This is a genomic window from Buttiauxella warmboldiae, from assembly GCF_003818135.1.
Taxonomy (GTDB): Bacteria; Pseudomonadota; Gammaproteobacteria; order Enterobacterales; family Enterobacteriaceae; genus Buttiauxella; species Buttiauxella warmboldiae.
In genome coordinates this window covers 1-26,879 of record NZ_RPOH01000037.1, presented here as the reverse complement: position 1 = coordinate 26,879, position 26,879 = coordinate 1, and the positions used below count along the sequence as shown (strand labels likewise).

The following is a 26,879-nucleotide window of genomic DNA, read 5'->3' as shown; positions in this document are numbered from 1 at the left end:
CTATGCAGTATCCGATTAACGAGATGTTCCAGACCCTGCAAGGGGAGGGCTATTTTACCGGTGTGCCCGCCATTTTTATTCGCCTGCAGGGCTGCCCGGTGGGCTGCGCGTGGTGCGATACCAAACACACCTGGGATAAACTCGCGGATCGTGAAGTCTCTCTGTTCAGCATTCTGGCGAAAACCAAAGAAAGCGATAAATGGGGCAGCGCAACTGCGGAAGATCTGTTGGCTATTTTCCAGCGCCAGGATTACACCGCACGCCACGTGGTGATTACCGGCGGCGAACCGTGCATTCACGATCTCACGCCGTTAACCTCGCTGTTTGAGCACCACGGCTATAGCTGCCAGATTGAAACCAGCGGTACCCACGAAGTGCGCTGCACCGCGGGCACCTGGGTCACCGTTTCCCCGAAGGTGAATATGCGTGGCGGTTACGACGTGCTTTCTCAGGCGTTAGAACGCGCGGATGAAATTAAACACCCGGTTGGACGGATGCGGGATATTGAAGCGCTGGATGAACTGCTGGCGACGTTAGTAGATGATAAAAAGCGGGTAATTGCGCTCCAGCCTATCAGCCAGAAAGAAGACGCCACGCGTCTGTGCATTGAAACCTGTATCGCCCGCAACTGGCGGCTTTCGATGCAAACGCACAAATATTTGAATATCGCTTAAAAGCAAAAAGGCACTTCGACGGTGCCTTTTTTAACCTTTTAACTTTTTAACCTTTATACACGCAGCCGGCGGTACAGGTCTCTTTCACCATCACCGCGCTTAGCAGCGGCACAATCGGCTTCATTTGGTCCCAAATCCATTTTGCCAGCACTTCGCTGGTAGGATTCTCAAGCCCTGGAATATCATTCAGATAGTAATGATCGAGCCTGTCATATATCGGTTTAAACGCCGCTTTTAGCTCGGAAAAATCCATAATCCAGCCGGTATAAGGATCAACCTCGCCGGTGATTTCCAGACGCACCATAAAAGAATGTCCGTGCAGGCGACCGCATTTGTGGCCTTCCGGCACGTGCGGCAGATGGTGGGCGGCTTCGAAGGTAAAATCTTTAAACAGGGTGGTGGTCATTATTGTATTCTCTGTAGGGCGAAAAACCGCCGCATAGTACCGGAATCCACTATTTTGCGCATTAACTTAAATCATGCGCGCTGCGTAAACCCCCCATTCTCCAGGCTATTCTTGATTTTATATTTTATTTTTCAATGGCTTATATAACCACTTTTAACGTTATGGATTACCCGTAAAAGCGATTAGTCCTTTTGGTTATTTGTTATTTCTATCCCTTCTTTAATTGTTACTATCGCTCTGGTTAACCTTACCTTATTGCCGTTTATTCCTGAAAACGGACCTTTGCTACTGGAACCCAAAACGCATGACGACTCAGGCCCCACCGACCGCTTTGCTGCCGCTGACCCCGGAGCAACTGGCACGCCTCCAGGCGGCGACAACTGATTTCTCGCAGACTCAACTGGCCTGGCTATCGGGCTATTTCTGGGGAATGATTAATCAACAACCGGGTAACGTTGCACAAATGCTGCCAGCTGCGGCTGAAGCACCGGTGATTACGTTGATTTCTGCATCCCAGACCGGTAACGCACGTCGCGTGAGCGAACAATTACGCGATGATTTGCTGGCAGCAAAGCTGAACGTTAACCTGGTGAACGCGGGCGACTATAAATTCAAACAAATTGCCCAGGAAAAACTGCTGATTGTGGTGACCTCCACGCAAGGCGAGGGCGAACCGCCTGAAGAAGCTGTGGCGTTGCACAAATTCCTGTTCTCGAAAAAAGCGCCAAAACTCACGGCCACCGCCTTTGCCGTATTCAGCCTGGGTGATACCTCATATGAGTTCTTCTGCCAGTCCGGTAAAGATTTTGACAGCAAACTGGCGGAGCTGGGCGGCGAACGCCTTCTTGAGCGCGTAGATACCGACGTTGAGTTCCAGCCTGCCGCGGCTGAATGGCGGGCTAAAATTGTCGAAGTGCTGAAATCTCGCATTCCGGCAGAAACCCCGGCACAGGCGGCCGTAACCGCCACGGGTGCGGTGAACGAAATTTTCTCAAGCCCCTATACCAAAGAAGCGCCGTTAACCGCAACGCTTGCGGTTAATCAGAAAATCACCGGTCGTGATTCTGAAAAAGACGTGCGCCATATTGAAATTGACCTTGGTGATTCCGGCCTGCGCTACCAGCCTGGCGATGCGCTGGGTGTCTGGTATCAAAACGATCCGGCGCTGGTGAAAGAACTGGTCGAATTGCTGTGGCTGAAAGGTGACGAAAGCGTCACCGTCGATGGCAAAACGCTGCCGTTAAGCGAAGCGCTGGAATGGCATTTCGAGCTGACCATCAACACCGCCAACATCGTTGAGAAATACGCGCAAATCACGCGCAATGCGGCGCTGCTGGATTTGGTTGGCGATAAAACCAAGCTGCAACACTTTGCCCAGAACACACCGATTGTCGACATGGTGCGTTACGCTCCGGATGAATTAACCGCCGAACAACTGATTGATTTACTGCGCCCGCTGACGCCGCGCCTGTACTCCATCGCTTCTTCCCAGGCGGAAGCCGAAACGGAAGTGCACATTACGGTTGGCGTGGTGCGTTACGACATCGAAGGCCGCGCGCGTACGGGCGGTGCATCGGGCTTCCTGGCCGATCGCCTGGAAGAAGACGGCGAAGTGCGCGTGTTCATTGAACATAACGACAACTTCCGCCTGCCAGCCAACCCGGAAGCCCCGGTTATCATGATTGGCCCAGGCACCGGTATTGCGCCATTCCGCGCCTTTATGCAGCAGCGTGAAAACGACGGGGCAAGCGGTAAGAACTGGCTGTTCTTCGGCAACCCGCACTTTACTGATGACTTCCTCTATCAGGTTGAATGGCAGCGTTACGTCAAAGACGGCTTGCTGACCAACATCGATCTCGCCTGGTCCCGCGACCAGCAACATAAAATATACGTACAAGATAAACTGCGCGAAAAAGGCGCGGAACTGTGGAACTGGATTAATGAAGGTGCCCACATTTATGTCTGTGGCGATGCCAATCGCATGGCAAAAGACGTAGAGCAGGCATTACTGGAAGTGGTAGCCGAATTCGGTGGTATGGACCTCGATTCGGCCGATGAATTTTTAAGTGAGCTGCGCGTTGAGCGCCGTTATCAGCGAGATGTCTACTAATGAGCGAAAAACACCCAGGACCATTAGTGGTCGAAGGCAAATTGAGCGATGCCGAGCGCCTGAAACGCGAAAGTAACTACCTGCGCGGCACCATCAAAGAAGATTTGCAGGACGGGCTGACCGGGGGCTTCCGCGGCGACAACTTCCTGCTGATTCGCTTCCACGGCATGTATCAGCAGGATGACCGTGATATTCGTGCTGAACGTGCGGAGCAAAAGCTTGAGCCGCGCCACGCCATGATGCTGCGCTGCCGCCTGCCGGGTGGAATTATTACCACCGAGCAATGGCGTGCGATTGATAAGTTCGCTGCAGACAAAACGATTTACGGCAGCATTCGCCTGACCAACCGTCAGACCTTTCAGTTCCACGGCATTCTGAAAAGGAACGTCAAACCGGCCCACGAAATGCTGCATGAAGTGGGGCTGGACGCGCTGGCAACCGCCAACGACGTCAACCGTAACGTGCTTTGTACGTCCAACCCGGTGGAGTCCGAGCTGCACCAGGAAGCCTACGAGTGGGCGAAAAAACTTTCTGAACATCTGTTGCCGCGCACGCGTGCTTACGCGGAGATCTGGTGGGATCAAGAGAAAGTTGCGACCACGGACGAAGAGCCGATCCTTGGCGAAACGTATCTGCCGCGTAAGTTTAAAACCACGGTGGTGGTGCCGCCGCAGAACGATGTCGATCTGCATGCCAACGATATGAACTTCATCGCGATCGCCAAAGACGGCAAGCTGGTGGGCTTCAACCTGCTGGTGGGCGGTGGCTTGTCAATTGAGCACGGTAATAAAGCGACTTACGCCCGCACCGCGAGCGAGTTTGGCTACATTCCGTTGGAGCACACGCTGGCCGTTGCGGAAGCCGTGGTTACCACGCAGCGTGACTGGGGCAACCGTACCGATCGTAAAAATGCCAAAACCAAATATACCCTTGAGCGCGTTGGCGTTGAGGTGTTCAAAGCGGAAGTTGAGCGCCGTGCGGGCATCAAATTCGAGCCGATTCGCCCGTATGAATTTACCGGACGCGGCGACAGAATTGGTTGGGTAAAAGGCATCGACGACAAATGGCATCTGACGCTGTTTATCGAAAATGGCCGTATTCTCGACTACCCGGGTCGCTCATTGAAAACTGGCCTGCTGGAGATCGCAAAGATCCACCAGGGCGATTTCCGCCTGACCGCCAATCAGAACCTGATCGTGGCGGGCGTTCCGGCAAGCGAGAAAGCCGCAATCGAGAAGATTGCCAGAGAAAGCGGCCTGATGGACGCGGTAAAACCGCAGCGCGAAAACTCGATGGCGTGCGTAGCATTCCCGACTTGCCCGCTGGCGATGGCGGAAGCAGAACGTTTCCTGCCGCAGTTTGTGACTAAAGTGGAAGCCGTGCTGGAAAAACACCATCTGCCCGATGAACACATCGTCACGCGCGTAACCGGCTGCCCGAACGGCTGTGGGCGCGCGCTGTTGGCAGAAATCGGCCTGGTCGGTAAGGCGCCTGGGCGCTACAACCTGCACATCGGCGGCAACCGTATCGGCACGCGTATTCCGCGGATGTACCGTGAAAATATCACCGAGCCGGAAATTCTGGCCTCTATTGATGAACTGGTGGGGCGCTGGTCGCAAGAGCGTGAAGCGGATGAAGGCTTTGGCGATTTCACCATCCGGGTCGGGATTATTCGTCCGGTGCTCGATCCTGCGCGTGATTTTTGGGACTAATTTTCCCCTCACCCTAATCTTCTCCTGTGGGAGAGGGTCGGGGTGAGGGAAACATTAACAAAGCGAGGCACGTATGTCGGTACTCGATCTAAAAGCGCTGAATGAATTGCCAAAAGTTGAGCGCGTGATGGCGCTGGCCGAGGTCAACAGCCAGCTCGAAAAACTCACCGCGCAGCAGCGTGTGGCGTGGTCGCTGGATAATCTTCCGGGGGAGTTCGTACTCTCTTCAAGCTTCGGTATTCAGGCGGCGGTAAGCCTGCATCTGGTGACTCAACAGTTTCCGGATATTCCGGTTATTCTCACCGACACCGGCTACCTGTTCCCGGAAACCTACCGGTTTATCGATGAGCTAACCGACAATCTGAAGCTGAACCTGAAAGTGTTTAGCGCGCAGGAAAGTGCGGCGTGGCAGGAAGCGCGTTACGGCAAGCTGTGGGAACAGGGCGTTGAAGGCATTGAAAAATACAATGACATCAACAAGGTCGAGCCGATGAACCGTGCGCTGCGCGAACTTAACGGGCAAACCTGGTTTGCTGGCCTGCGGCGCGAACAGTCCGGTAGCCGGGCGAATTTACCGGTGCTGGCGATTCAGCGCGAAGTGTTTAAAATTCTGCCGATCATCGACTGGGATAACCGCCAGGTTTACCAGTATCTCACTGCCAACGGCCTGAAATATCACCCGTTGTGGGATCAAGGCTACCTTTCAGTAGGCGACACTCACACTACGCGGAAATGGGAAGAAGGTATGGCGGAAGAAGAAACCCGCTTCTTCGGCCTGAAACGCGAGTGCGGTTTGCACGAAGGTTGAGTTTTAAAAATAAGGTTGAGTTAGCGGCTCAACCTATTTATTTACTATAAGATTGTCTCACCACCTAACTCCATTTTTCATTTTTTAAATAACATAAATTATATTCATGTGTTTTATTTATTATTTTTAACCGCTTGTTATTTAAAAATCTTATATGAAGCATAAGGCTTCATTTTTCGTTTCCTGAAGATTAATTGAAGTTGTAAGGATATGGATTCAAAATTGTTAATTATTTGTCATGGGCGGATTTTTAGCTAAAGGACAACGCTACAGGGACTATGGTGTGGGAAGAAAGTATCCACGATTATTTCCCATTTTCTTGAATAATTTTTGCCACGGAAATAGTAAAGTGTTGGTGAATTCATTTTTTCAGGTATTGAATAGTTTTACTCTCTAAGAATTCAATGAGTTAGAGTTCTTTAAAAAGATGGGAAAATTGGTAGCTTTTCTGATGCGAAAAAAATTCTTATAGATCAGTTATATAGTTTTAGAGTGTTCCCCGCGCCAGCGGGGATAAACCGAAGGGATAAGCTGGCTTCCATGGATATAATCATGAGGCCAATGTCGAATCTTTTTCGCCATTCGTATAAGCGGCAGCACCATCCGACACAACCAGGGTAAATGGTAGATGGCGCTTACCGTTGGCCCCCGACAAAAACTGATCTTCTGCTTTTGTGAGCCAACGGGAGTTAGCTGAATTAAACGAATCGCCGGAGTATTTGTACTTCAGTTTTTACATTAACGAAGAAACCGTTGATTATTTCCCCGCCTTCGCCAGCTCTTTCACCAGCGGCAGCATCACCCGCACCACGTCATGGCTGCGCTTTTCGAGGCGATGCGGCAACCATTTATCCAGGTACTGTTGATTATCAATCAAAGCGTTATGCCAGCTTGTTCCTTCCGGGAAGGCTTTGCTCTTCGCCCGCTGCTGATAGCCATCTTTCTTGCCCAGAGACCAGTTGGTTGCTTCAACTGAAAGCACGGGAATGCCGGCCTTATCGAATACCTCAGCATCGTTACAACAACCGGTTCCTTTCGGATAGTTGGCATTGAGCCCCGGATTGGTTGCAGCCTTAATATTTAGCTGGCGCGCCAGCGCCAATGCACGATCGCGTGTCAGTTTGCTTACCGCTGCTGGCGTTGATTTCCCGCTGTTGAAATAGAGTTTGTCGCCGACGATTAAGTTGTCGAGATTGATCACCAGCAGCGTGTTTTTCTTCTCGCTCGCACTCATGCGTTTGAGAATATCTTCCGCGCCCAAAGTACCAATCTCTTCGCCGCTGGTGGCGATAAAACGGATGCCGTAGCGCGTGGGAATATCTTTCAGGCGCGCCGCCAGTTCAAGCATTACGCCGAGGCCAGAGGCATTATCATCCACGCCTTGCAGCGTTAACCCGCCGAGATTGTTATTCACATCGTTATCGCTGAGCGGTGAGTAAGTGTCGAGATGCGCCATGATAATGATTTGTTGCGGTTCAATCCCTTCGCGCGCGGCAATCACGGAACTGGCGCTGACGTTATGCCAGCTTTGATGACCCTCTTTGGTGGTGTACAAATAGCGCGTGTTAAAACGGCGAATATCGCTTTGGTAGCCAAGCTGGCTAAATTGTTGTTTGAGGTAATCTGCCGCCAGCATTTCTGAGGGACTCCCCGTCATGCGCCCCGGGAATACCGTGGCAATGTGGCGCGTTTGTTGGCTGGCAATACTGCCCATGGGCGCGGCGCTTGCGTAAGCAGGCAGGGTACAGCAAATGCTTAGCGCCAGGCAGGTTAACGAGTGGCGCAATGCGGAAAACATAGTGGAGGTCCTTTCAACCAGGAAAAATTTTGCCTCCATAGTATGAAACTGTGATGGACGTTACACAATTTCAATTGCTCTGAAAGTCCAGCTATCTCACTGGTTAAGCACATTTTGAGATTTGCATTGCCAGCGCGTTATTCCTTTGTGGAACTACTCATTCCAATTCGTAATTTCATAACAAATAAACCTCAGCCGTATAGTCCCCACATGAATTGTTAAACGGCGGGCCATGACCCTCCGTACTCAACCTCGGTTAAGGGCAGGTTATGGACCAAAAACGACTGACTCACTTACGGCAGCTGGAGGCTGAAAGCATCCATATCATCCGTGAGGTCGCCGCCGAATTTTCCAATCCGGTGATGATGTATTCCATCGGCAAAGACTCCTCGGTGATGCTGCATCTGGCTCGTAAAGCCTTCTACCCGGGGTCGCTTCCCTTCCCGCTGCTGCATGTGGATACCGGCTGGAAATTCCGTGAAATGTACGATTTCCGCGACCGCACCGCGAAGAACTACGGTTTTGAACTGCTGGTGCATAAAAACCCGGAAGGCGTGGCGATGGGCATTAACCCATTTGTCCATGGCAGCGCCAAACATACCGACATCATGAAAACCGAGGGCCTGAAGCAGGCGCTGAGCAAATACGGTTTTGATGCCGCCTTTGGCGGCGCGCGTCGCGATGAAGAAAAATCCCGAGCGAAAGAACGTATCTATTCATTCCGCGATCGCTTCCACCGCTGGGACCCAAAAAACCAGCGCCCGGAACTGTGGCATAACTACAACGGTCAGATTAACAAAGGCGAGAGTATTCGCGTGTTCCCGCTTTCAAACTGGACCGAGCTGGATATCTGGCAGTACATCTTCCTGGAGAATATCGACATCGTGCCGTTGTATCTGGCCGCCCCGCGTCCGGTGCTGGAACGCGATGGCATGTTGTTGATGGTTGACGATGACCGTATTGATTTACAACCCGGCGAAGTGATTGAGCAAAAAATGGTGCGCTTCCGCACTCTGGGCTGCTGGCCGCTGACCGGCGCCGTGGAGTCCGCAGCCCAGACGCTGCCGGAAATCATCGAAGAGATGCTGGTTTCAACCACCAGTGAACGCCAGGGGCGGGCTATTGACCGCGACCAGGCCGGCTCCATGGAGCTAAAAAAACGCCAGGGTTATTTCTAAGGAGCCGCCATGAATACCATTATTGCACAACAGATTACCGATCTTGGCGGCGTTGAAGCCTGGCTGCACGCGCAGCAGCATAAAAGCCTGCTGCGCTTCCTGACCTGCGGCAGCGTCGATGACGGCAAAAGTACCCTGATTGGCCGCCTGCTGCATGACACGCGCCAGATCTATGAAGACCAGCTCTCTTCACTGCACACCGACAGCAAGCGCCACGGCACGCAGGGCGAGAAACTGGATCTGGCCCTGCTGGTGGATGGCCTGCAGGCCGAGCGCGAACAGGGCATTACTATCGATGTGGCTTACCGTTACTTCTCGACGGAAAAACGTAAATTTATTATTGCCGATACGCCGGGGCATGAGCAGTACACGCGGAATATGGCGACCGGTGCATCTACCTGCGATCTGGCGATCTTATTGATCGACGCGCGTAAAAGCGTGTTGGATCAAACGCGACGCCACAGTTTTATCTCCACGCTGCTGGGGATCAAGCATCTGGTGGTCGCGGTCAACAAAATGGATCTGGTGGACTACAGCGAAGACAGATTTGAGCAGATCAAACAGGATTACCTGGCTTTCGCTGAGCAGCTGCCGTCGGATCTGGATATTCGCTTTGTGCCGCTTTCCGCCCTTGAGGGCGACAACGTCGCAACGCAAAGTGTGAGTATGCCGTGGTATACCGGCCCAACGTTGCTTGAGCTGCTCGAAACGGTGGAAGTAAAACGTATTGTTGAACAACAGCCGATGCGCTTCCCGGTGCAGTATGTGAACCGTCCGAATCTTGATTTCCGTGGCTATGCGGGAACGCTGGCGTCTGGGGTGGTGAACGTCGGGCAGCGCGTGAAAGTGCTGCCGTCGGGCGTTGAGTCAACTATTGCGCGAATCGTCACTTTCGATGGGGATTTGCCGCAGGCCGCCGCGGGCGAGGCTATTACGCTGGTGCTAAAAGATGAAATCGACATCAGCCGTGGCGATTTGCTGGTGGATGCCGGTGACGCACAGCCTGCGGTGCAGAGCGCGCAAGTCGACGTGGTGTGGATGGCGGAACAGCCGCTGGTGCCGGGCCAGAGCTATGACATTAAAGTAGCGGGCAAGAAAACGCGTGCTCGCGTGGATAACATTCACTATCAGGTTGAAATTAACAGCCTGACGCAGCGCGTGGTGGAAAGCCTGCCGCTCAACGGTATCGGGCTGGTGGATTTAACCTTCGACGAACCGCTGGTGCTGGATAAATATCAGGAAAACCCGGTGACGGGCGGGCTGATTTTTATCGACCGGCTGACCAACGTGACGGTGGGGGCCGGAATGGTGCGCGAGCCGCAAGCGGAGGTGTATCAGGAGCCGTCAGCGTTTAGCACCTTTGAGCTGGAACTGAATGCGCTGGTGCGTCGCCACTTCCCACACTGGGGCGCGCGTGATTTGCTGGGAGGCAAATAATGGCTAAGCACGACGAAAACGTCGTCTGGCATGCGCACCCGGTAACGGTTGAGCAGCGCGAACAACTTCACCAGCACCGGGGGGCGGTGCTGTGGTTTACCGGGCTTTCCGGCTCGGGGAAATCTACCGTTGCAGGCGCGCTGGAAGAGGCATTACATCAACTTGGTGTCAGCACTTACTTGCTGGATGGCGACAACGTGCGCCACGGCTTGTGCAGCGATTTGGGCTTTAGCGATGCCGATCGTAAAGAAAATATTCGCCGCGTGGGTGAAGTGGCAAAGTTAATGGCCGATGCGGGGCTGGTCGTGCTGACGGCATTTATTTCGCCACATCGCGCAGAACGCCAGACGGTGCGCGACCTCGTTGGGGAGGGGCGCTTTATCGAAGTGTTTGTCGATACGCCGCTTTCTATTTGCGAAGCGCGCGATCCCAAAGGGTTGTATAAAAAAGCCCGGGCGGGGGAGTTGCGCAACTTCACCGGTATTGACTCCGCGTATGAAGCGCCTGTGCAGGCGGAAATACGCTTAGACGGCGAACAATTAGTAACAAATTTGGTTAGCCAATTATTAGACCTGCTGCGTCGTGACGTTATTATCAAAACCTAACATATTGCCGGGGTCGGCGTTTCGCGCCTGGCTTGCAGGGTTTACGGATTCGTTATGCGCAATGGCACCAACATAGCTATGACCTCGGCTGAGGCCAGCCCCGGCACTGAAGAGACGACCTGGTCATTTGCCGGTGCGCTGATTGGTTTGTTGTCGTGGCTATTGGCGTTAGGTATTCCCTTCTTAATGTACGGCCCCAACACGCTGTTTTTCTTCCTCTATACCTGGCCCTTTTTCCTCGCTGTGTTGCCCGTTGCTGTGGTGGTGGGCATCGCGCTGCACTCCCTTTTAAGCGGGCGTTTAATCTGCAGTTGTATCGCAACTATGCTGGCGGTGGCGCTGATGTTTGGCATCTTATTCATGTGGCTTATGGGTTAGCCTTACTATATTCAGCCCTATTTATGGCTGCATTGCAGCTTACGCGCCTGCAAACGCGCATGTTGGCGCGTTCTGTGATAAATTCTGCCGCAAATATGAAGGGGAGCTTTGTACCCCAATCGAAGTCCGATAAAATTTTGTACCATGATTGTGCCGTTTTTCAGGGGGCGGGATGGGTAAACTAACGCTGCTATTGCTGGCCTTGCTGGTCTGGCTGCAGTATTCGCTGTGGTTTGGAAAAAACGGCGTACATGATTATACGCGGGTCAATAACGACGTGACGGCCCAGCAGGCGACGAACGCGAAACTCAAAGCGCGTAACGATCAGCTGTTTGCGGAAATTGACGATCTTAACGGCGGACAGGAAGCCATTGAAGAGCGTGCGCGTAACGAATTAAGCATGACTAAACCGGGCGAAACGTTCTACCGCCTGGTACCCGATAGCTCTAAGCGCTTAAGCAGCAGTGCAGGGCAGAACAACCGATAATCAAGCGTAAGTGAATCTACATGGCAGACTCCTCCCCGGACGTAGTTGCCGTGGTGCCGGCAGCAGGTATCGGCAGCCGCATGCAAACGGAATGTCCTAAGCAATATCTAAAAATCGGCAATAAAACTATTCTTGAACACGCGGTGGCAAGCCTGATGGCTCACCCACGTGTGGCGCATGTGGTTATCGCCATTAGCCCCACCGATAGCTGGTTTGCTGATTTACCTCTTGCTTCACACCCTGATATCACCGTGATTAACGGCGGCGCGCAGCGTGCCGATTCGGTGCTGGCCGGGCTAAATGTGGCGCATAGCGCGCAGTGGGTGCTTGTGCATGATGCCGCTCGCCCGTGTTTGCATCCAGATGATTTAGCGCGCCTGCTGGCAATTACCGCAACCAGCAACATTGGCGGCATTCTGGCCGCTCCGGTGCGCGACACCATGAAGCGCGGCGAGCCGGGCAAAAATCTGATTGGGCACACCGTCGATCGCGAAGATCTCTGGCACGCCTTAACGCCCCAGCTCTTCCCTCTGGAATTACTGCGTAGCTGCCTGCAGCGCGCACTCGATGAACACGCATCGATCACCGATGAAGCCTCAGCGCTTGAGTATTGTGGCTTTCATCCAGAATTAATTAGCGCCCGCGCCGATAATATCAAAGTCACTCGTCCTGAAGACCTGCGGCTTGCGGAGTTTTACCTCACGCGGTTAACCCAAACGGAGAATCAATAATGCGCATAGGACATGGTTTTGACGTACACGCTTTTGGCGGCCCGGGGCCGATTATCATCGGCGGTGTACGCGTGCCGTTTGCACAAGGCCTGCTTGCACACTCCGATGGCGATGTCGCTCTGCACGCATTAACCGATGCTCTGTTAGGCGCTGCCGCAATGGGCGATATCGGTAAGCTATTCCCGGATACCGACCCGGCATTTAAGGGGGCAGACAGCCGTGAACTGCTGCGTGAAGCCTGGCGTCGTATTCAGGCGAAAGGCTACACCCTGGGAAACGTTGATGTGACAATTATTGCGCAGGCACCGAAAATGGCTCCGCATATCCCGCAGATGCGCGTGTTCATCGCCGAAGATCTCGGCTGCCATATGGATGATGTCAATGTGAAAGCCACCACCACAGAAAAGCTCGGTTTTACTGGCCGTGGCGAAGGCATTGCTTGCGAAGCGGTCGTGCTGCTGCATAAGGCTGGTCAATAATGGATATGCAAAATCTGACCTGGCTGCATGGCAAGCCGCAGGGCGCAGGGGTCATTAAAGCCGATCCAGAAGATTTCGTGGTTATCGAAGATCTGGGCTTTGGGCCGGATGGCGAAGGTGAACATTTACTGTTGCGTATTCTGAAAAATGGCTGCAACACCCGTTCCGTTGCCGATGCGCTGGCTAAATTTCTTAACGTACCTGCCCGGGAAGTGAGTTTTGCCGGGCAAAAAGATAAACATGCGGTTACCGAACAGTGGTTTTGCGCACGCCTGCCGGGTAAAGAGATGCCGGATATGAGCGCGTTCCAGCTTGAAGGCTGTCAGGTGCTGGAATATGCCCGTCACCGCCGTAAATTACGTCTGGGTGCGCTAAAAGGAAATCGCTTCACGCTGGTATTGCGGGCAGTGAGTGACCGCGCCGAGCTTGAGCAGCGTCTGAATACTATTCTTCACCGCGGCGTGCCAAATTACTTCGGAAGCCAGCGTTTTGGCATCGCAGGCAATAACCTGCACCAGGCCGTGCGCTGGGCGCAAAGCAATGCGCCCATTCGCGATCGCAATAAACGCAGCTTTTATCTGTCAGCCGCTCGCAGCGCCATGTTTAACCAGATCGTCAGCGAAAGGCTGAAAAAGCCCGATTTTAACCAGGTTATCGACGGCGACGCTTTGCAACTCGCCGGGCGAGGAAGCTGGTTTGTGGCAACGCCTGAAGAAATGCCGGAGCTGCAACCGCGTGTCGATGCGGGTGAATTACTGATTACCGCACCGCTGCCGGGTGACGGTGCCTGGGGGACGTTAAACGCCGCGCTTGAATTTGAGCAGCAGTGTGTTGCCGGGGAAACGGATTTGCAGGCGCTTCTGGTGCGCGAGCGCGTAGAAGCCGCCCGTAGGGCGATGCTGGTGATGCCGAAAGAGCTGAGCTGGAACTGGCGGGACGATACCACCGTTGAGCTGAAGTTCTGGTTGCCAGCCGGGAGCTTTGCTACCAGCGTTGTGCGTGAATTAATGAACGCGCCGGGTGGTTATGCGAATATTGCCGAATAGTAATTCTGGACAGTTCTTTGTTGTGAATGTTACAAAAACAGCAACAATTTCATGACGGCTGCACTAAAATCAGCTAACTGGGATAAGACAATAAGAAGCTTTGTAAATTCATTATGAGAATACTTTTGAGTAACGATGACGGAGTCAATGCGCCGGGCATTCAGGCTCTGGCGGCCCGACTAAGGGAATTTGCTGACGTACAGGTAGTCGCCCCCGACCGTAATCGCAGTGGGGCATCAAACTCACTGACGCTCGAATCTTCACTGCGGACTTTCACCCTCGCCAACGGGGATATTTCGGTACAAATGGGTACGCCGACGGACTGCGTCTATCTTGGCGTCAATGCCCTGATGCGTCCAGGTCCTGACGTGGTGGTTTCCGGGATTAATGCAGGCCCTAATTTGGGCGATGACGTTATCTATTCCGGTACCGTTGCGGCGGCGATGGAAGGGCGGCATTTAGGCATTCCGGCGCTGGCTGTTTCGCTAAATGGGCATCAGCACTATGAAACGGCAGCCGCGGTCACCTGTACTATTTTGCGTGCGCTGATGCGTGAGCCGTTGCGAACCGGGCGTATTCTGAATATTAATGTTCCCGACTTGCCGCTTGAGCAAATCAAAGGTATTCGTGTCACACGCTGCGGTAGCCGTCATCCTTCCGATAAAGTGATCCCGCAAGAAGATCCGCGCGGCAATACGCTGTACTGGATAGGGCCGCCGGGCGATAAATTTGATGCCGGTCCGGATACTGATTTCGCCGCCGTTGATGAAGGTTATGTTTCGGTTACGCCATTGCATGTTGATCTTACGGCCCACAGCGCTCGTGAGGTGGTCAGCCACTGGCTGAGTAAGTCAGGAGTGGATGAGCAATGGTAAGCAAACGCGTACAAGCCCTTCTCGCGCAGTTGCGTAATCAAGGCATTAAGGACGAAAAAGTTCTTGAGGCGATTGCACAGGTGCCGCGGGAAAAATTTGTCGATGAAGCGTTTGAGCACAAAGCCTGGGAAAACACGGCCCTGCCGATTGGCAGCGGCCAAACCATTTCGCAGCCTTATATGGTTGCAAGAATGACCGAGTTGCTGGAGCTGACGCCTGAATCCCGCGTGCTGGAAATCGGCACCGGTTCTGGCTACCAGACCGCTATTCTAGCCCATCTGGTGCATCATGTTTGTTCAGTTGAGCGTATTAAGGGGCTGCAATGGCACGCAAGGCGACGTTTAAAACAGCTCGATCTGCACAATATCTCAACCCGTCATGGTGATGGCTGGCAGGGCTGGCATGCGCGCAGCCCATTTGACGCTATTATTGTTACGGCAGCTCCGCCGGAGATCCCGGGTGAACTGTTAGCCCAGCTGGATGAAGGTGGCGTTTTAGTTCTCCCCGTTGGCGAAGACCGTCAGTTTCTGCAACGCGTCCGTCGGCTGAATGGGGAGTTTGTCATTGATACGGTAGAAGCCGTTCGTTTTGTGCCCTTAGTGAAGGGCGAACTGGCATAACCCGGAAATATCTTGTTTTTTTCTAAGGGTTTTGGCGTAACGTAGTGCGCTGCGAGTTTTTGCTATCTGGTCGTTAGCGCCAGTTCTGCCGTATTTTTATCAGCATATGATTGTTTTTCCTGGGGGATTAATGAGCGCGGGAAGCCCAACTTTTACTTTACGCCGTATTGCGGCATTGTCGCTGGTGAGCCTGTGGTTAGCGGGCTGTACCAGCAATAACAGCCAGGCGCCTATCAGTTCCGTGGGCGGTAGCAGCAATACCGGGAGCAGCTCTTCCGGCGGCATGCTGATTACCCAGCCGCCGAAAATGTCCACCCCAAGCCAGACCCCACAAATTCAACCGGTTGTGCAGCAACCAACGATTCAGCCGGTGGTCTCAACGCCGGTACAAACCCAAAACGGCCACATTGTTTATAACCGCAAATATGGTGATATCCCGAAAGGAAGCTACACCGGCGGCAGCACTTACACCGTGAAACGTGGCGACACCCTTTTTTATATTGCGTGGATCACCGGGAACGATTTCCGTGACTTAGCCCAGCGCAACAACGTACCTGCACCGTATGGCCTGAACGTGGGGCAAACCCTGCAGGTGGGAAGCGCTTCGGGTACGCCAATTACCGGTGGAAACGCGGTAACAGCCGCTGATGCCAGCGCACAAGGCGTCGCGCCGGTTGGCGCGCAAAATACCACCACGGTGGTTGCTTCTAAACCAGTAATTACGTATTCTGAGGATTCAGGTGAACAAAGTGCTAACAAAATGTTGCCGGGGAATAAGGGTAGTGCGACTGTTGTCACAACTCCCGTCACGGCACCGGTAGTTAGCTCGACGACCGTACCCACTGCCAGCAGCACATCCGACAGCGCGCCGATTTCGACGTGGCGTTGGCCAACTGATGGCAAAGTTATCGAGAACTTCTCTGCGACCGAAGGTGGCAATAAAGGGATCGATATCGCAGGCAGCAAAGGCCAGGCTGTTGTTGCTACCGCCTCCGGGCGTGTGGTGTATGCCGGTAACGCGCTGCGAGGTTACGGTAATCTTATCATCATCAAACACAATGATGATTACCTGAGCGCCTACGCCCATAACGATACAATGCTGGTCCGGGAACAACAAGAAATCACGGCGGGGCAGAAGATAGCTACCATGGGTAGCACCGGAACCAGTTCAACACGTTTACATTTTGAAATTCGTTACAAGGGGAAATCCGTCAACCCGCTGCGTTATTTACCGCAGCGATAAGCCGGCAAAATGCTGACATTCGTGTGAGTATTTTGCCCAGGGATCACGGGTAGGAGCCACCTTATGAGTCAGAATACGCTGAAAGTTAACGAGTTAAATGAAGACGCGGAATATGATGAGAATGGAGTTGAGGTCTTTGATGAAAAAGCCCTCGTAGAAGAGGAACCCAGTGATAACGACATAGCCGAAGAGGAGTTGTTGTCACAGGGGGCCACTCAGCGTGTGCTTGACGCAACTCAGCTTTATCTTGGGGAGATTGGTTATTCCCCGTTATTGACAGCCGAAGAAGAAGTGTATTTCGCCCGCCGCGCGCTGCGTGGTGATGTCGCTTCCCGCCGCCGCATGATCGAAAGTAACCTGCGTCTGGTGGTTAAGATTGCCCGTCGTTATAGCAATCGTGGTCTGGCTCTGCTGGATTTGATTGAAGAGGGGAATCTGGGGCTGATCCGCGCCGTGGAGAAGTTTGACCCAGAGCGTGGGTTCCGTTTCTCAACGTACGCAACATGGTGGATTCGTCAGACCATCGAACGGGCAATCATGAACCAAACCCGTACGATTCGTTTGCCGATTCATATCGTCAAAGAGCTGAACGTTTATCTGCGTACCGCACGTGAACTCTCTCATAAACTCGACCATGAGCCGAGCGCTGAAGAGATTGCCGAGCAGCTGGATAAACCCGTTGATGATGTCAGCCGTATGCTGCGTCTCAACGAGCGCATTACTTCAGTCGACACCCCGCTGGGTGGCGATTCTGAAAAAGCGCTGCTGGATATTCTGGCCGATGAAAAAGACAACGGCCCGGAAGACACCACGCAGGACGATGATATGAAACAGAGCATCGTGAAGTGGCTGTTTGAACTGAACGCGAAGCAGCGTGAAGTACTGGCTCGTCGTTTTGGTCTGTTAGGCTATGAAGCGGCAACGCTGGAAGACGTGGGCCGTGAAATTGGCCTGACGCGTGAACGCGTTCGTCAGATTCAGGTTGAAGGTCTGCGTCGTCTGCGTGAAATTTTGCAGACGCAGGGGCTGAATATCGAAGCGCTGTTCCGCGAATAGTTTACTGTTCAAATAAAAAGCGGCGACTCAGGTCGCCGCTTTTTTTATCTGAAAACTACACCAGACTCTTCAGTCGATAGATCCACTCCAGCGCCTGACGCGGTGACAGGGAGTCCGGATCTAACGCTTCCAGCGCTTCAACCGCCGGAGAGGTTTCCTCCGCGGCTGACAGCAGCGACATCTGCGTCCCATCAACTTGCGTAGCAGCGGCATTCGGCGAAAGCGTTTCCAGCTCACGCAATTTTTGGCGCGCCCGCTTAATGACCTCTTTTGGCACCCCCGCCAACGCCGCTACGGCCAGGCCGTAACTTTTGCTGGCGGCACCGTCCTGCACGCTGTGCATAAAGGCGATGGTGTCGCCATGTTCAACCGCATCAAGGTGCACGTTTGCCACGCCTTCCATTTTTTCTGGCAGGGTTGTCAGCTCAAAATAGTGCGTGGCGAACAGCGTCATGGCCTTGATGCGATTTGCCAGATTTTCGGCACAGGCCCAGGCGAGCGATAGACCATCATACGTGGATGTCCCACGACCAATTTCATCCATCAGCACCAGACTGTGTTCGGTGGCGTTATGCAGGATGTTGGCGGTTTCGGTCATCTCCACCATAAAGGTGGAACGCCCGGAAGCCAGGTCATCTGCGGCACCGACACGGGTAAAAATACGGTCGACAGGGCCGATTTCTGCCTGCTGCGCCGGAACGAAACTGCCAATGTAGGCCAGCAGTACGATCAGCGCAGACTGGCGCATATAGGTACTTTTACCGCCCATGTTAGGGCCGGTAATAATCAACATGCGGCGCTGTGGTGCAAGACTCAGCGGGTTGGCGATAAACGGTTCGCTAAGCACTTGCTCAACTACCGGATGGCGGCCGCCCACCACTTTTATGCCGGGTTTATCGCTTAACTGCGGGCAGGTGTAATTCAGGCTCCAGGCACGTTCTGCCAGGTTGACCAGCACGTCGAGTTCTGCGAGTGCAGTTGCGCTTTGCTGCAACGCTTCAAGATGGGGCAGCAGCGTGTCGAACAGCCGATCATAGAGCTGTTTTTCCAGCGCTAATGCTTTCCCTTTGGAGGTCAGAACCTTGTCTTCGTACTCTTTCAGCTCAGGAATGATATAGCGTTCGGCGTTTTTCAGCGTCTGACGGCGGACATAGTGAATCGGCGCGTGGTGACTCTGGCTGCGGCTAATCTGAATGTAATAGCCGTGCACGCCGTTAAAGCCCACTTTCAGGGTATCCAGACCAAGCTTTTCACGCTCGCGGATTTCCAGTTTATCCAGATAGTCCGTGGCGCCATCAGCCAGTGAACGCCATTCATCCAGCTCTTCGTTATAGCCTGGCGCAATCACGCCGCCATCACGCACCAGCACGGGTGGCGCTTCCACCACGGCACGCTCAAGCAATTCACGCAGCTCGGTGAACTCGCCCATATTTTCACGCAGCGTCTGGACATAATCAGTTGGCACATCCGCCAGCATTTCGCGCAGCTCAGGTAACTGCTGGAAGGCATGGCGCATCCGCGCTAAATCACGCGGGCGAGCAGTGCGCAACGCCAGGCGTGCCAGAATACGTTCCAGATCGCCAACCTGGCGCAGCACGGGCTGAATTTCAGCCGTGCGTTCTTGCAGAGCCGCAATGGTCTGCTGGCGCTTTTCCAGCACGTTGACATTACGAATCGGCATATGCAGCCAGCGTTTCAGCATACGGCTGCCCATCGGCGTGACGGTGCAGTCCAGTATCGAAGCGAGGGTGTTTTCAAAACCGCCGGAGAGGTTCTGAGTGATTTCCAGGTTACGGCGCGTTGCCGCATCCATAATGATGCTGTCCTGCTGGCGATCCATGGTGACCGAGCGGATGTGCGGCAGGGAAGTACGCTGCGTATCTTTAACGTATTGCAGTAAACAACCTGCGGCGCACAGCGCATGATGGGCGTTTTCAACGCCAAAGCCGGTCAGGTCGCGGGTGCCGAATTGCATATTCAGCTGTTGGCGGGCGGTGGAAATTTCAAACTCCCACAGCGGGCGGCGGCGCAGCCCACGGCGGCCTTCAATTAAACGAGTTTCGGCAAAATCCTCTGCGTACAGCAGTTCAGCAGGATTGGTGCGCTGCAGCTCAGCCGCCATGGTTTCACTATCTTCTGGCTCAGACAGGCGAAAACGCCCGGAGCTGATATCAAGCGTCGCATAGCCAAAACCCTTACCATCCTGCCAGATTGCCGCCAGCAGATTGTCCTGGCGCTCTTGCAGCAGGGCTTCATCACTGATGGTGCCGGGGGTAACGATACGCACCACTTTGCGTTCGACCGGCCCTTTGCTGGTGGCCGGGTCGCCAATCTGCTCGCAAATGGCGGCGGATTCGCCGAGGTTCACCAGCTTGGCTAAATAGTTTTCGATGGCGTGGTGTGGCACGCCCGCCATAGGAATAGGTTCGCCCGCCGATGCGCCGCGTTTGGTCAGGGAGATGTCGAGCAACTGCGACGCGCGTTTCGCATCGTCATAAAACAGCTCGTAAAAGTCGCCCATGCGGTAGAACAGCAGGATGTCACGGTGTTCTGCTTTCAGGCGCAGATACTGCTGCATCATGGGGGTATGGGCGTCAAAACTTTCCGTTGTACTCATAGTGTTATTCTTTTTAATCCATTGAATTAAAAGTTAATTATGATTTTTTAATTATTGTTAGTGTTCACATTATCTCATGAAGCTGATGCGCTTAAAAAAGCTGAGTTATTACATCACATAACGTTATCGTGGCGCAGGAAAAATTGATGTCGGTAGGGAGAAGGGGATTCCGGGATGATCGCATCCCGGAAGCGGGGCTACCGTTACTCAAACATGGTTAAAAGACGATCCCTTGACCAGACAGAATAAAGCGCGAGAAATGAATTTACCTCATCACAATTAAAATCTTTTGTGTATTCAATAACTTCATCTGGTGAAAGGTCGCTGCCATTGCTAATGATATCCATCATATCTTCATGCTGTTCATGGTGTGGGTCTTGGACGGCTTCAAGTACCCTGGCATAACCGTATACGCCTCCACAATCTTCCGGAGGGCAGGCACATTCTCCCTCAAGACAAAAGTAAGGCATGATAATCTCGTCTTCCGGATAGTTTTTATCTTCCAGAATAATTTCATGTGACCAGTTATCACCAAAATCATAAACATAAGTGAGGGAATTGCCCTTACGTTTGAGCAACTCTCCCAAACGCACCATCCCTTCCTCTTGCTCATGCGGGCTCTCTGGCTGCATGGTGTAATGCTGCTTCTTGAAGATAAATTCGTGCAGGTGGCTTTCTTCCCAGCCCATCACGATTTGTATCACGTCATGCAGACGGTCAAGCGTGATAAAGCCCGGCACCACAAAACGCCGCCAGATAGCCGGGTTGCTATCCTGCAGCACGATTTTTAGCTGATAGAAACTGTTCAATGGATTCTCCTTAATTGAGTTGAAAACCTTGTAACGGATTATCAGTCAAACACCGTTCGAACTCATGCTTAAAGTTTGTACTGGGCATCTTTTTAAGTTTATTGATTGCAGACTTCTTTTTCAGCAGCTCGAATATGATTTACCATAATAAATACACATTCGCTGTTACTCATAGGGATATTCCAACACATGCGTTACTCCGCCACGCTACTTCCGCTTATTATTTTGCTGGCCGCCTGTAGCAGCAAGCCAAAAACTGAAACTCAACCTCAGCAAACCGGCACGCCTTCCGGTGGCTTCTTGTTGCAGCCGCAGCATGATGTGTTTATGCAGACGGGGGATTTTGCTAACAATCCAGAAGCTGAGAAGTTCATCGATAAAATGGTGAGTAAGCACGGTTTTGACCGCCAGCAGCTGCACGAAGTGCTTTCGCAGGCAAAAAAGCTGGATTACGTATTGCGATTGATGGATCAGCAGGCCCCGACTACTGCGCCACCGGCAGGCCCGAATGGCGCATGGCTACGCTATCGCGGCAAATTTATCACGCCGGACAACGTGCAAAATGGCGTCGCCTTCTGGAGCCAATATGACGACGCCCTGAAACGCGCCTTCCAGGTTTACGGCGTACCACCGGAAATTATCGTAGGGATTATCGGTGTTGAAACCCGCTGGGGTCGCGTGATGGGTAAAACGCGCATCATTGATGCGCTGGCGACGTTGTCATTTGCTTATCCGCGTCGTGCGCAATACTTCTCCGGCGAGCTGGAAACTTTCCTGCTAATGGCGCGTAACGAAGGTAACGATCCGCTGGAACTGAAAGGATCGTTTGCTGGCGCAATGGGCTATGGCCAGTTTATGCCCTCTTCCTTTAAAGAATACGCGGTGGATTTCAACGGCGACGGTCACGTGAACTTATGGGATCCGGAAGATGCGATCGGCAGCGTGGCGAACTACTTTAAAGCTCATGGCTGGGTGAAAGGGGATCTGGTGGCGGTGCCGGCCAATGGCCAGGTGCCGGGGCTGGCGAACGGCTTTAAGACTAAATATTCTGTTTCCGCTCTGGCGCAGTCCGGTTTAACCCCAACGGCTTCTCTGGGCAACCATCTGCAAGCCAGCCTGCTGCGTCTCGACATGGGGGATCGCTATCAATACTGGTACGGCCTGCCGAATTTCTACGCCATCACTCGTTACAACCACAGCACGCATTATGCGATGGCGGTCTGGCAGTTAGGCCAGGCAGTAGCGCTGGCTCGCGTTCAGTAATCTTCTCCCCCGCCCTGTTCTGAGGCGGGGTTTATTACTCTGCGGGGTTTAATGCTGGGTATTCCCGATCGTCGATTGGGAATTTACAGCATATTTAATTTGAATTATGTTATGTTATAACGAATCAAATTAAGTGGTTTTCCCGCAATGCTTCCTTTACGGACACTTTTTACCGTGGCTGCGCCCGTTCGTTTTTGCGCGGTCTTAATTCTGCTGGCCGGATTATGGCTGGCTATTCGCTGGGCGATTGCGCTGCCATGATCTCGCTACATCAGCTGGTGCTGGGATATCAGGGGAGGGCAGTCACCCCACCATTAACCGGGCATATTGCGCAAGGCAGTATGACCGCCGTCATCGGTGCGAATGGCACAGGAAAATCGACGCTGCTGAAAACCCTGTTGAAGCTACAGCCGCCGGTATCCGGGCAGGTGACGTTTACCGATGGGCGCCCGCCACGGATTGCCTGGCTACCGCAGCTTGCAGAGATGGAACGCCAGTTTCCTGCCACGGTTTACGAGGTGGTTTGCATGGGGGCCTGGCCTGCTCGCAGCCTGTTCTCTGGTTTGAATCGCCAGCATCGCCTGCAAATTGCCGATGCCATTGAGCGTGTCGGCCTGAGTGCCATGAGCAAACAGCCCATCGAAATGCTTTCTGGCGGGCAATTCCAGAGAATGTTGTTCGCACGCCTACTTGTGCAAAATGCACCGTTGGTTCTGCTCGATGAGCCGTTCACCGGCGTCGATTCGCAAACCAGCGATTTTCTAATGACGCTTATCTGCCAGATGCACCAGGCGGGCCAAACGGTGATGGCGGTGCTGCACGATAACGAGCGCGTCAGCCAGTATTTCCCGCAGGTTCTGCTGCTCACGCAGGACCATTTCCACTGGGGAGCGACGGCTGAAGTATTGCCCCATTATTCGCACTCCTGTACAGAACTGGCGCTATGAGCATGATTTATCATTTTTTTCTCGAACCGTTTATCGCCTACGGCTTTATGCGACGCGCGCTGGTAGCGTGCCTGGCGTTATCGATTAGTACCGCCCCGTTGGGGATTTTCTTACTGCTGCGCCGCATGAGCCTGGTGGGGGATGCGCTTTCTCACGCGATTTTGCCGGGGGTGGCGGTGGGATATTTACTGGCGGGTATGTCACTGGTGGCGATGGGTATTGGCGGTTTTATTGCCGGTGTGCTGGTGGCGTTAATTTCAGGGCTGGTGAGCTCACGCACTAACCTGAAAGAGGACGCCAGTTTTGCCGGGTTTTATCTTGGCTCACTGGCATTGGGCGTCACGCTTATTTCCTTGCGTGGTTCCAGTGTCGACCTTCTGCATCTGCTGTTCGGCTCTATTCTGGCGGTAGATAGCCAGTCAACCCTCTTTGTTGGCGCGATCGCCAGCGTAACGCTGCTTATTCTCGCAGCACTTTACCGCGGGCTGGTGATGGAAACTTTCGACCGCAGTTTTTTGCAGGTTAATAACCGTCTTGCCCCTCATCTGATTCACGGTGTGTTCCTCGCGCTGCTGGTGCTCAATCTGGTCGCCGGGTTTCAAATCCTCGGCACGCTGATGTCCGTCGGATTGATGATGCTTCCTGCGGTTTCGGCTCGTTGCTGGGCGAAAACGCTGCCCGGCGCGATGTTTATTGCCGTCGTCTGCGGGTTGCTGTCAGCCTGGATTGGCCTTGCCTGGTCTTTTGCTGCGGCTTTACCCGCCGGTCCGGCTATCGTACTGACGGCGAGCGCCGCTTTCTTTACCTCAATTCTTTTTGGTTCACGCAGCGGGCTGGTGCGTGGCCTGTTTCGGGACTGGATACAACAAGCAAGGGGGATGAAATGAAACGTTTTAACATGATGATATCACTGGTATTGGCGCTGTCCTGCGCCAGCCAGGCGGCACTGGCGAAACCGCTTAATGTGGTGGCCAGTTTTACCGTGCTGGCTGATATAGCAAAACAGGTCGGTGGTGAGCATGTCACGGTGAAAAGCCTGGTGGGGCCAGATGGCGACCCGCACAGCTTTGAGCCTTCACCACAGGATAGCGTTGCGTTAAGCAAAGCTGATGTGGTGATAGTGAACGGGCTGGGAATGGAAGGGTGGATGGATCGCCTGGTGAGCGCGTCGGGTTATAAAGGCAAAGTGGTCGTCGCATCCGCAGGTATCACGACGCGCAAAATGATCGATGACGGAGAGCAAATTACCGATCCTCATGCCTGGAATAGCGCGGAAAACGGCGCTCGCTATGCGCAAAATATCATGGAAGCGTTAATCGCCGCCGCTCCGCAAGATGCTCAGGCTATCGCTGAAAGCGGTTCCGAATATGTGACGCGCCTGAAACTGCTCGATAGCTGGGCGCAAACGCGCTTTGCAGCGATCCCTGAAGCAAAACGGAAAGTGCTCACCAGCCATGATGCGTTTGGCTACTTTGGCCAGCGGTACGGCGTGACTTTCCTGGCACCGGTGGGTTTTTCGACCGAAGCTGAAGCGAACGCCAGCGATGTTGCGGCACTGATAAAACAGTTGAAAAATCAGCATATCAAAACCTACTTTATTGAAAATCAGACCGACCCGCGGCTGGTAAAACAAATTGCTGCGGCAAGCGGGGCACAACCGGGCGGCGAGCTTTATCCGGAGGCGCTGTCCGCCGCCGATGGGCCAGCCAGCACTTACGAGATGGCGTTTAAACATAATGTGGAAACCATCGCCAGCAGTATGAAGTGATATCATCGGCCAGCATTCGCTGGCCGTTCTTTTTTCCGGAAGCGCCTCGAATTGTCTAATGTAATCCTCTGAAACTGGGGGTAAGTGCTATCGTGTCACCCTGCGATATGTCTACAATCGGAGCCAATATGACAGAGACCACATTGCGTCAGTTAAGCCAGCAGCTCGGTGAGGCGCTTGGCCAACTCGGCGCCACCGTGACTACGGCTGAATCCTGCACCGGTGGCTGGATTGCGAAAGTGATTACTGATATTTCAGGCAGTTCCGCCTGGTTTGAACGCGGCTTTGTGACCTACAGTAATGAAGCTAAGCATCAAATGATTGGGGTTAACAGCGGCACACTGGAAACGCACGGCGCGGTGAGTGAGGCTGTAGTCCGCGAAATGGCACAGGGTGCGCTCTATGCGGCGGCGGCGCATTACGCGGTGGCGGTCAGCGGTATTGCCGGACCCAATGGCGGCAGTGAAGAAAAACCTGTGGGTACGGTGTGGTTTGGTTTTGCTTCAAAGTTTAACGGCACCGTTGCCCGCCGCCAGCTTTTTAAAGGCGACCGCGATGCCATTCGGCGCCAGGCCACGGAATATGCGCTGCAAACCCTGTGGGAAGAATTTCTCAAAAATAAGCTTGATACTGTATGACCATACAGTATAATTGGCACAACAAAACAGTATAGTAAGCAGCGTGGCGCATCCGTGTATCACCCTGCATGACAGGAGTAATAATGGCTATCGACGAAAACAAACAGAAGGCGTTAGCGGCAGCTCTGGGCCAGATTGAAAAACAATTTGGTAAAGGCTCCATCATGCGTCTGGGTGAAGACCGTACCATGGATGTGGAAACCATCTCTACCGGTTCACTTTCCCTGGATATTGCGCTGGGGGCCGGTGGCCTGCCAATGGGGCGTATCGTTGAAATTTACGGCCCGGAGTCTTCTGGTAAAACCACGCTGACTTTACAAGTTATCGCCGCCGCTCAACGTGAAGGTAAAACCTGTGCGTTTATCGATGCCGAGCACGCTCTGGACCCGGTTTACGCTAAAAAACTGGGCGTGGATATCGACAACCTGCTGTGTTCACAGCCAGATACTGGCGAGCAAGCGTTGGAAATCTGTGATGCACTGGCACGTTCTGGTGCTGTAGACGTACTGGTTGTTGACTCCGTTGCCGCACTCACGCCGAAAGCGGAAATTGAGGGCGAAATCGGTGACTCTCACATGGGCCTTGCGGCACGTATGATGAGCCAGGCGATGCGTAAACTGGCGGGCAACCTGAAGCAGTCCAATACGCTGCTGATCTTCATCAACCAGATTCGTATGAAAATTGGCGTGATGTTCGGTAACCCGGAAACCACTACCGGTGGTAACGCGCTGAAGTTCTACGCGTCTGTCCGTCTGGATATCCGTCGCATTGGCGCGGTGAAAGAGGGTGATAACGTGGTGGGGAGTGAAACCCGCGTTAAAGTCGTTAAAAACAAAATTGCTGCACCGTTTAAACAAGCTGAATTCCAGATCATGTACGGCGAAGGTATTAACTTCTACGGCGAGCTGGTCGATCTGGGTGTGAAGCACAAGCTGATTGAAAAAGCGGGTGCATGGTACAGCTATAACGGTGAGAAAATTGGGCAGGGCAAAGCAAATTCCAGCAACTTCCTGAAAGAAAACAAGCCAATGGCGGTTGAAATCGAGAAGAAACTGCGTGACATGCTGCTCAATAACCAGGATGGCACACCAGACTTCGTCGTTGATGACCACGACAAAGACGTTGCCGAAACTAAAGAAGACTTCTAAATCCCATAAGGGCTGCTACGGCAGCCCTTCAGACTGATGACAAACC

The 26,879-nt window shown here is 53.2% G+C and carries 26 protein-coding genes; 22 read left to right on the top strand and 4 right to left on the bottom strand.

Annotation, left to right across the window (positions count from 1 at the left end; genetic code table 11):
* Nucleotides 1-2: 2 nt before the first annotated feature.
* On the top strand, nucleotides 3-674 hold the full coding sequence (gene queE, locus EHN07_RS10740; protein WP_115627477.1) for a 7-carboxy-7-deazaguanine synthase QueE: 672 nt from the start codon (nucleotides 3-5) through the stop codon (nucleotides 672-674).
* Between the two features lie 46 nt (nucleotides 675-720).
* Here the strand turns inward: queE and queD are convergent, their stop codons facing one another.
* On the bottom strand, nucleotides 721-1,083 hold the full coding sequence (gene queD, locus EHN07_RS10735) for a 6-carboxytetrahydropterin synthase QueD (RefSeq protein ID WP_208646989.1): 363 nt from the start codon (nucleotides 1,081-1,083) through the stop codon (nucleotides 721-723).
* A gap of 301 nt (nucleotides 1,084-1,384) precedes the next feature.
* Between queD and cysJ the strand changes: the two genes are divergently transcribed.
* The 3 genes from cysJ (at nucleotide 1,385) to cysH (ending at nucleotide 5,710) form a co-directional block, all read left to right on the top strand.
* A complete protein-coding gene (gene cysJ / locus EHN07_RS10730) occupies nucleotides 1,385-3,190 on the top strand; it encodes an NADPH-dependent assimilatory sulfite reductase flavoprotein subunit (RefSeq protein ID WP_124024142.1) in 1,806 nt (601 codons plus the stop codon).
* Nucleotides 3,190-4,902, top strand: coding sequence for an assimilatory sulfite reductase (NADPH) hemoprotein subunit (cysI, locus tag EHN07_RS10725; protein ID WP_124024141.1), 1,713 nt, complete (start codon nucleotides 3,190-3,192; stop codon nucleotides 4,900-4,902). The genes cysJ and cysI overlap by 1 nt, the downstream gene beginning before the upstream one ends.
* Nucleotides 4,903-4,975: 73 nt before the next feature.
* Entirely contained in the window at nucleotides 4,976-5,710 is a 735-nt protein-coding gene (cysH, locus tag EHN07_RS10720; protein WP_124024140.1) for a phosphoadenosine phosphosulfate reductase, read from the top strand.
* Between the two features lie 757 nt (nucleotides 5,711-6,467).
* On the opposite strand, the gene EHN07_RS10715 is transcribed toward cysH, so the two are convergent.
* Nucleotides 6,468-7,508 carry an aminopeptidase gene (locus EHN07_RS10715; RefSeq protein WP_124024139.1) on the bottom strand — a complete coding sequence of 347 codons (1,041 nt, stop codon included), beginning with the start codon at nucleotides 7,506-7,508 and terminating at the stop codon, nucleotides 6,468-6,470.
* Between the two features lie 269 nt (nucleotides 7,509-7,777).
* Here EHN07_RS10715 and cysD point away from each other — a divergent pair, with 269 nt between their 5' ends.
* The 12 genes from cysD (at nucleotide 7,778) to rpoS (ending at nucleotide 17,643) form a co-directional block, all read left to right on the top strand.
* Nucleotides 7,778-8,686 (top strand): sulfate adenylyltransferase subunit CysD, encoded by a 909-nt coding sequence (cysD, locus tag EHN07_RS10710; RefSeq protein ID WP_124024138.1) that lies wholly within the window; start codon nucleotides 7,778-7,780, stop codon nucleotides 8,684-8,686.
* A gap of 9 nt (nucleotides 8,687-8,695) precedes the next feature.
* Nucleotides 8,696-10,123 carry a sulfate adenylyltransferase subunit CysN gene (gene cysN / locus EHN07_RS10705; protein WP_124024137.1) on the top strand — a complete coding sequence of 476 codons (1,428 nt, stop codon included), beginning with the start codon at nucleotides 8,696-8,698 and terminating at the stop codon, nucleotides 10,121-10,123.
* Complete coding sequence (cysC, locus tag EHN07_RS10700; RefSeq protein WP_124024136.1) at nucleotides 10,123-10,728, top strand: adenylyl-sulfate kinase; 606 nt, start codon at nucleotides 10,123-10,125, stop codon at nucleotides 10,726-10,728. Before cysN ends, cysC begins: the two co-directional genes overlap by 1 nt.
* A 54-nt stretch (nucleotides 10,729-10,782) precedes the next feature.
* A complete protein-coding gene (locus tag EHN07_RS10695; RefSeq protein ID WP_124024135.1) occupies nucleotides 10,783-11,106 on the top strand; it encodes a DUF3561 family protein in 324 nt (107 codons plus the stop codon).
* A gap of 172 nt (nucleotides 11,107-11,278) precedes the next feature.
* A complete protein-coding gene (gene ftsB / locus EHN07_RS10690) occupies nucleotides 11,279-11,593 on the top strand; it encodes a cell division protein FtsB (protein ID WP_124024134.1) in 315 nt (104 codons plus the stop codon).
* 20 nt (nucleotides 11,594-11,613) lie between these two features.
* Complete coding sequence (gene ispD / locus EHN07_RS10685) at nucleotides 11,614-12,324, top strand: 2-C-methyl-D-erythritol 4-phosphate cytidylyltransferase (RefSeq protein ID WP_124024133.1); 711 nt, start codon at nucleotides 11,614-11,616, stop codon at nucleotides 12,322-12,324.
* Nucleotides 12,324-12,803 carry a 2-C-methyl-D-erythritol 2,4-cyclodiphosphate synthase gene (gene ispF / locus EHN07_RS10680; RefSeq protein ID WP_124024132.1) on the top strand — a complete coding sequence of 160 codons (480 nt, stop codon included), beginning with the start codon at nucleotides 12,324-12,326 and terminating at the stop codon, nucleotides 12,801-12,803. The genes ispD and ispF overlap by 1 nt, the downstream gene beginning before the upstream one ends.
* A complete protein-coding gene (gene truD, locus EHN07_RS10675; protein ID WP_425267178.1) occupies nucleotides 12,803-13,849 on the top strand; it encodes a tRNA pseudouridine(13) synthase TruD in 1,047 nt (348 codons plus the stop codon). The genes ispF and truD overlap by 1 nt, the downstream gene beginning before the upstream one ends.
* 113 nt (nucleotides 13,850-13,962) lie before the next feature.
* A complete protein-coding gene (surE, locus tag EHN07_RS10670) occupies nucleotides 13,963-14,724 on the top strand; it encodes a 5'/3'-nucleotidase SurE (RefSeq protein WP_124024130.1) in 762 nt (253 codons plus the stop codon).
* The gene (locus EHN07_RS10665) at nucleotides 14,718-15,344 is read left to right on the top strand and encodes a protein-L-isoaspartate(D-aspartate) O-methyltransferase (protein ID WP_124024129.1); all 627 of its coding nucleotides are present in this window, start codon (nucleotides 14,718-14,720) and stop codon (nucleotides 15,342-15,344) included. Before surE ends, EHN07_RS10665 begins: the two co-directional genes overlap by 7 nt.
* A gap of 130 nt (nucleotides 15,345-15,474) precedes the next feature.
* Nucleotides 15,475-16,587, top strand: a complete 1,113-nt coding sequence (gene nlpD, locus EHN07_RS10660) for a murein hydrolase activator NlpD (protein ID WP_124024128.1) — start codon at nucleotides 15,475-15,477, stop codon at nucleotides 16,585-16,587.
* A gap of 63 nt (nucleotides 16,588-16,650) precedes the next feature.
* The gene (gene rpoS, locus EHN07_RS10655) at nucleotides 16,651-17,643 is read left to right on the top strand and encodes an RNA polymerase sigma factor RpoS (RefSeq protein WP_064543919.1); all 993 of its coding nucleotides are present in this window, start codon (nucleotides 16,651-16,653) and stop codon (nucleotides 17,641-17,643) included.
* 55 nt (nucleotides 17,644-17,698) lie between these two features.
* On the opposite strand, the gene mutS is transcribed toward rpoS, so the two are convergent.
* Nucleotides 17,699-20,260, bottom strand: a complete 2,562-nt coding sequence (gene mutS, locus EHN07_RS10650) for a DNA mismatch repair protein MutS (protein ID WP_124024127.1) — start codon at nucleotides 20,258-20,260, stop codon at nucleotides 17,699-17,701.
* 203 nt (nucleotides 20,261-20,463) lie between these two features.
* Entirely contained in the window at nucleotides 20,464-21,069 is a 606-nt protein-coding gene (locus tag EHN07_RS10645) for a plasmid pRiA4b ORF-3 family protein (RefSeq protein WP_124024126.1), read from the bottom strand.
* A gap of 189 nt (nucleotides 21,070-21,258) precedes the next feature.
* On the opposite strand from EHN07_RS10645, the gene mltB reads away from it, so the two are divergent.
* The 6 genes from mltB to recA all read left to right on the top strand — a co-directional run bounded on the left by mltB (nucleotide 21,259) and on the right by recA (nucleotide 26,833).
* Nucleotides 21,259-22,332 carry a lytic murein transglycosylase B gene (gene mltB, locus EHN07_RS10640; RefSeq protein WP_425267177.1) on the top strand — a complete coding sequence of 358 codons (1,074 nt, stop codon included), beginning with the start codon at nucleotides 21,259-21,261 and terminating at the stop codon, nucleotides 22,330-22,332.
* Nucleotides 22,333-22,556: 224 nt separating this feature from the next.
* The gene (locus tag EHN07_RS10635; RefSeq protein WP_244202387.1) at nucleotides 22,557-23,279 is read left to right on the top strand and encodes a metal ABC transporter ATP-binding protein; all 723 of its coding nucleotides are present in this window, start codon (nucleotides 22,557-22,559) and stop codon (nucleotides 23,277-23,279) included.
* Between the two features lie 2 nt (nucleotides 23,280-23,281).
* On the top strand, nucleotides 23,282-24,166 hold the full coding sequence (locus EHN07_RS10630) for a metal ABC transporter permease (RefSeq protein ID WP_124024123.1): 885 nt from the start codon (nucleotides 23,282-23,284) through the stop codon (nucleotides 24,164-24,166).
* Complete coding sequence (locus tag EHN07_RS10625; RefSeq protein WP_124024122.1) at nucleotides 24,163-25,047, top strand: metal ABC transporter substrate-binding protein; 885 nt, start codon at nucleotides 24,163-24,165, stop codon at nucleotides 25,045-25,047. The genes EHN07_RS10630 and EHN07_RS10625 overlap by 4 nt, the downstream gene beginning before the upstream one ends.
* Nucleotides 25,048-25,175: 128 nt before the next feature.
* Complete coding sequence (gene pncC, locus EHN07_RS10620) at nucleotides 25,176-25,685, top strand: nicotinamide-nucleotide amidase (RefSeq protein ID WP_124024121.1); 510 nt, start codon at nucleotides 25,176-25,178, stop codon at nucleotides 25,683-25,685.
* An 83-nt stretch (nucleotides 25,686-25,768) separates the two neighbouring features.
* A complete protein-coding gene (gene recA / locus EHN07_RS10615; protein ID WP_124024120.1) occupies nucleotides 25,769-26,833 on the top strand; it encodes a recombinase RecA in 1,065 nt (354 codons plus the stop codon).
* The last annotated feature ends 46 nt before the right edge of the window (nucleotides 26,834-26,879 follow it).

What these genes read in the sequence shown, in the direction of transcription:
- cysD (WP_124024138.1), top strand. Translation starts at nt 7,778, where the DNA reads ATGGACCAAAAACGACTGACTCACTTACGGCAGCTGGAGGCTGAAAGC.
- EHN07_RS10665 (WP_124024129.1), top strand. Translation starts at nt 14,718, where the DNA reads ATGGTAAGCAAACGCGTACAAGCCCTTCTCGCGCAGTTGCGTAATCAA.
- truD (WP_425267178.1), top strand. Translation starts at nt 12,803, where the DNA reads ATGGATATGCAAAATCTGACCTGGCTGCATGGCAAGCCGCAGGGCGCA.
- mutS (WP_124024127.1), bottom strand. Translation starts at nt 20,260, where the DNA reads ATGAGTACAACGGAAAGTTTTGACGCCCATACCCCCATGATGCAGCAG.
- nlpD (WP_124024128.1), top strand. Translation starts at nt 15,475, where the DNA reads ATGAGCGCGGGAAGCCCAACTTTTACTTTACGCCGTATTGCGGCATTG.
- cysC (WP_124024136.1), top strand. Translation starts at nt 10,123, where the DNA reads ATGGCTAAGCACGACGAAAACGTCGTCTGGCATGCGCACCCGGTAACG.
- recA (WP_124024120.1), top strand. Translation starts at nt 25,769, where the DNA reads ATGGCTATCGACGAAAACAAACAGAAGGCGTTAGCGGCAGCTCTGGGC.
- EHN07_RS10715 (WP_124024139.1), bottom strand. Translation starts at nt 7,508, where the DNA reads ATGTTTTCCGCATTGCGCCACTCGTTAACCTGCCTGGCGCTAAGCATT.
- cysH (WP_124024140.1), top strand. Translation starts at nt 4,976, where the DNA reads ATGTCGGTACTCGATCTAAAAGCGCTGAATGAATTGCCAAAAGTTGAG.
- rpoS (WP_064543919.1), top strand. Translation starts at nt 16,651, where the DNA reads ATGAGTCAGAATACGCTGAAAGTTAACGAGTTAAATGAAGACGCGGAA.
- mltB (WP_425267177.1), top strand. Translation starts at nt 21,259, where the DNA reads ATGCGTTACTCCGCCACGCTACTTCCGCTTATTATTTTGCTGGCCGCC.
- EHN07_RS10695 (WP_124024135.1), top strand. Translation starts at nt 10,783, where the DNA reads ATGCGCAATGGCACCAACATAGCTATGACCTCGGCTGAGGCCAGCCCC.
- EHN07_RS10630 (WP_124024123.1), top strand. Translation starts at nt 23,282, where the DNA reads ATGATTTATCATTTTTTTCTCGAACCGTTTATCGCCTACGGCTTTATG.
- cysI (WP_124024141.1), top strand. Translation starts at nt 3,190, where the DNA reads ATGAGCGAAAAACACCCAGGACCATTAGTGGTCGAAGGCAAATTGAGC.
- EHN07_RS10625 (WP_124024122.1), top strand. Translation starts at nt 24,163, where the DNA reads ATGAAACGTTTTAACATGATGATATCACTGGTATTGGCGCTGTCCTGC.
- surE (WP_124024130.1), top strand. Translation starts at nt 13,963, where the DNA reads ATGAGAATACTTTTGAGTAACGATGACGGAGTCAATGCGCCGGGCATT.
- queE (WP_115627477.1), top strand. Translation starts at nt 3, where the DNA reads ATGCAGTATCCGATTAACGAGATGTTCCAGACCCTGCAAGGGGAGGGC.
- ispD (WP_124024133.1), top strand. Translation starts at nt 11,614, where the DNA reads ATGGCAGACTCCTCCCCGGACGTAGTTGCCGTGGTGCCGGCAGCAGGT.
- ftsB (WP_124024134.1), top strand. Translation starts at nt 11,279, where the DNA reads ATGGGTAAACTAACGCTGCTATTGCTGGCCTTGCTGGTCTGGCTGCAG.
- cysN (WP_124024137.1), top strand. Translation starts at nt 8,696, where the DNA reads ATGAATACCATTATTGCACAACAGATTACCGATCTTGGCGGCGTTGAA.
- pncC (WP_124024121.1), top strand. Translation starts at nt 25,176, where the DNA reads ATGACAGAGACCACATTGCGTCAGTTAAGCCAGCAGCTCGGTGAGGCG.
- EHN07_RS10635 (WP_244202387.1), top strand. Translation starts at nt 22,557, where the DNA reads ATGGCTGGCTATTCGCTGGGCGATTGCGCTGCCATGATCTCGCTACAT.
- cysJ (WP_124024142.1), top strand. Translation starts at nt 1,385, where the DNA reads ATGACGACTCAGGCCCCACCGACCGCTTTGCTGCCGCTGACCCCGGAG.
- ispF (WP_124024132.1), top strand. Translation starts at nt 12,324, where the DNA reads ATGCGCATAGGACATGGTTTTGACGTACACGCTTTTGGCGGCCCGGGG.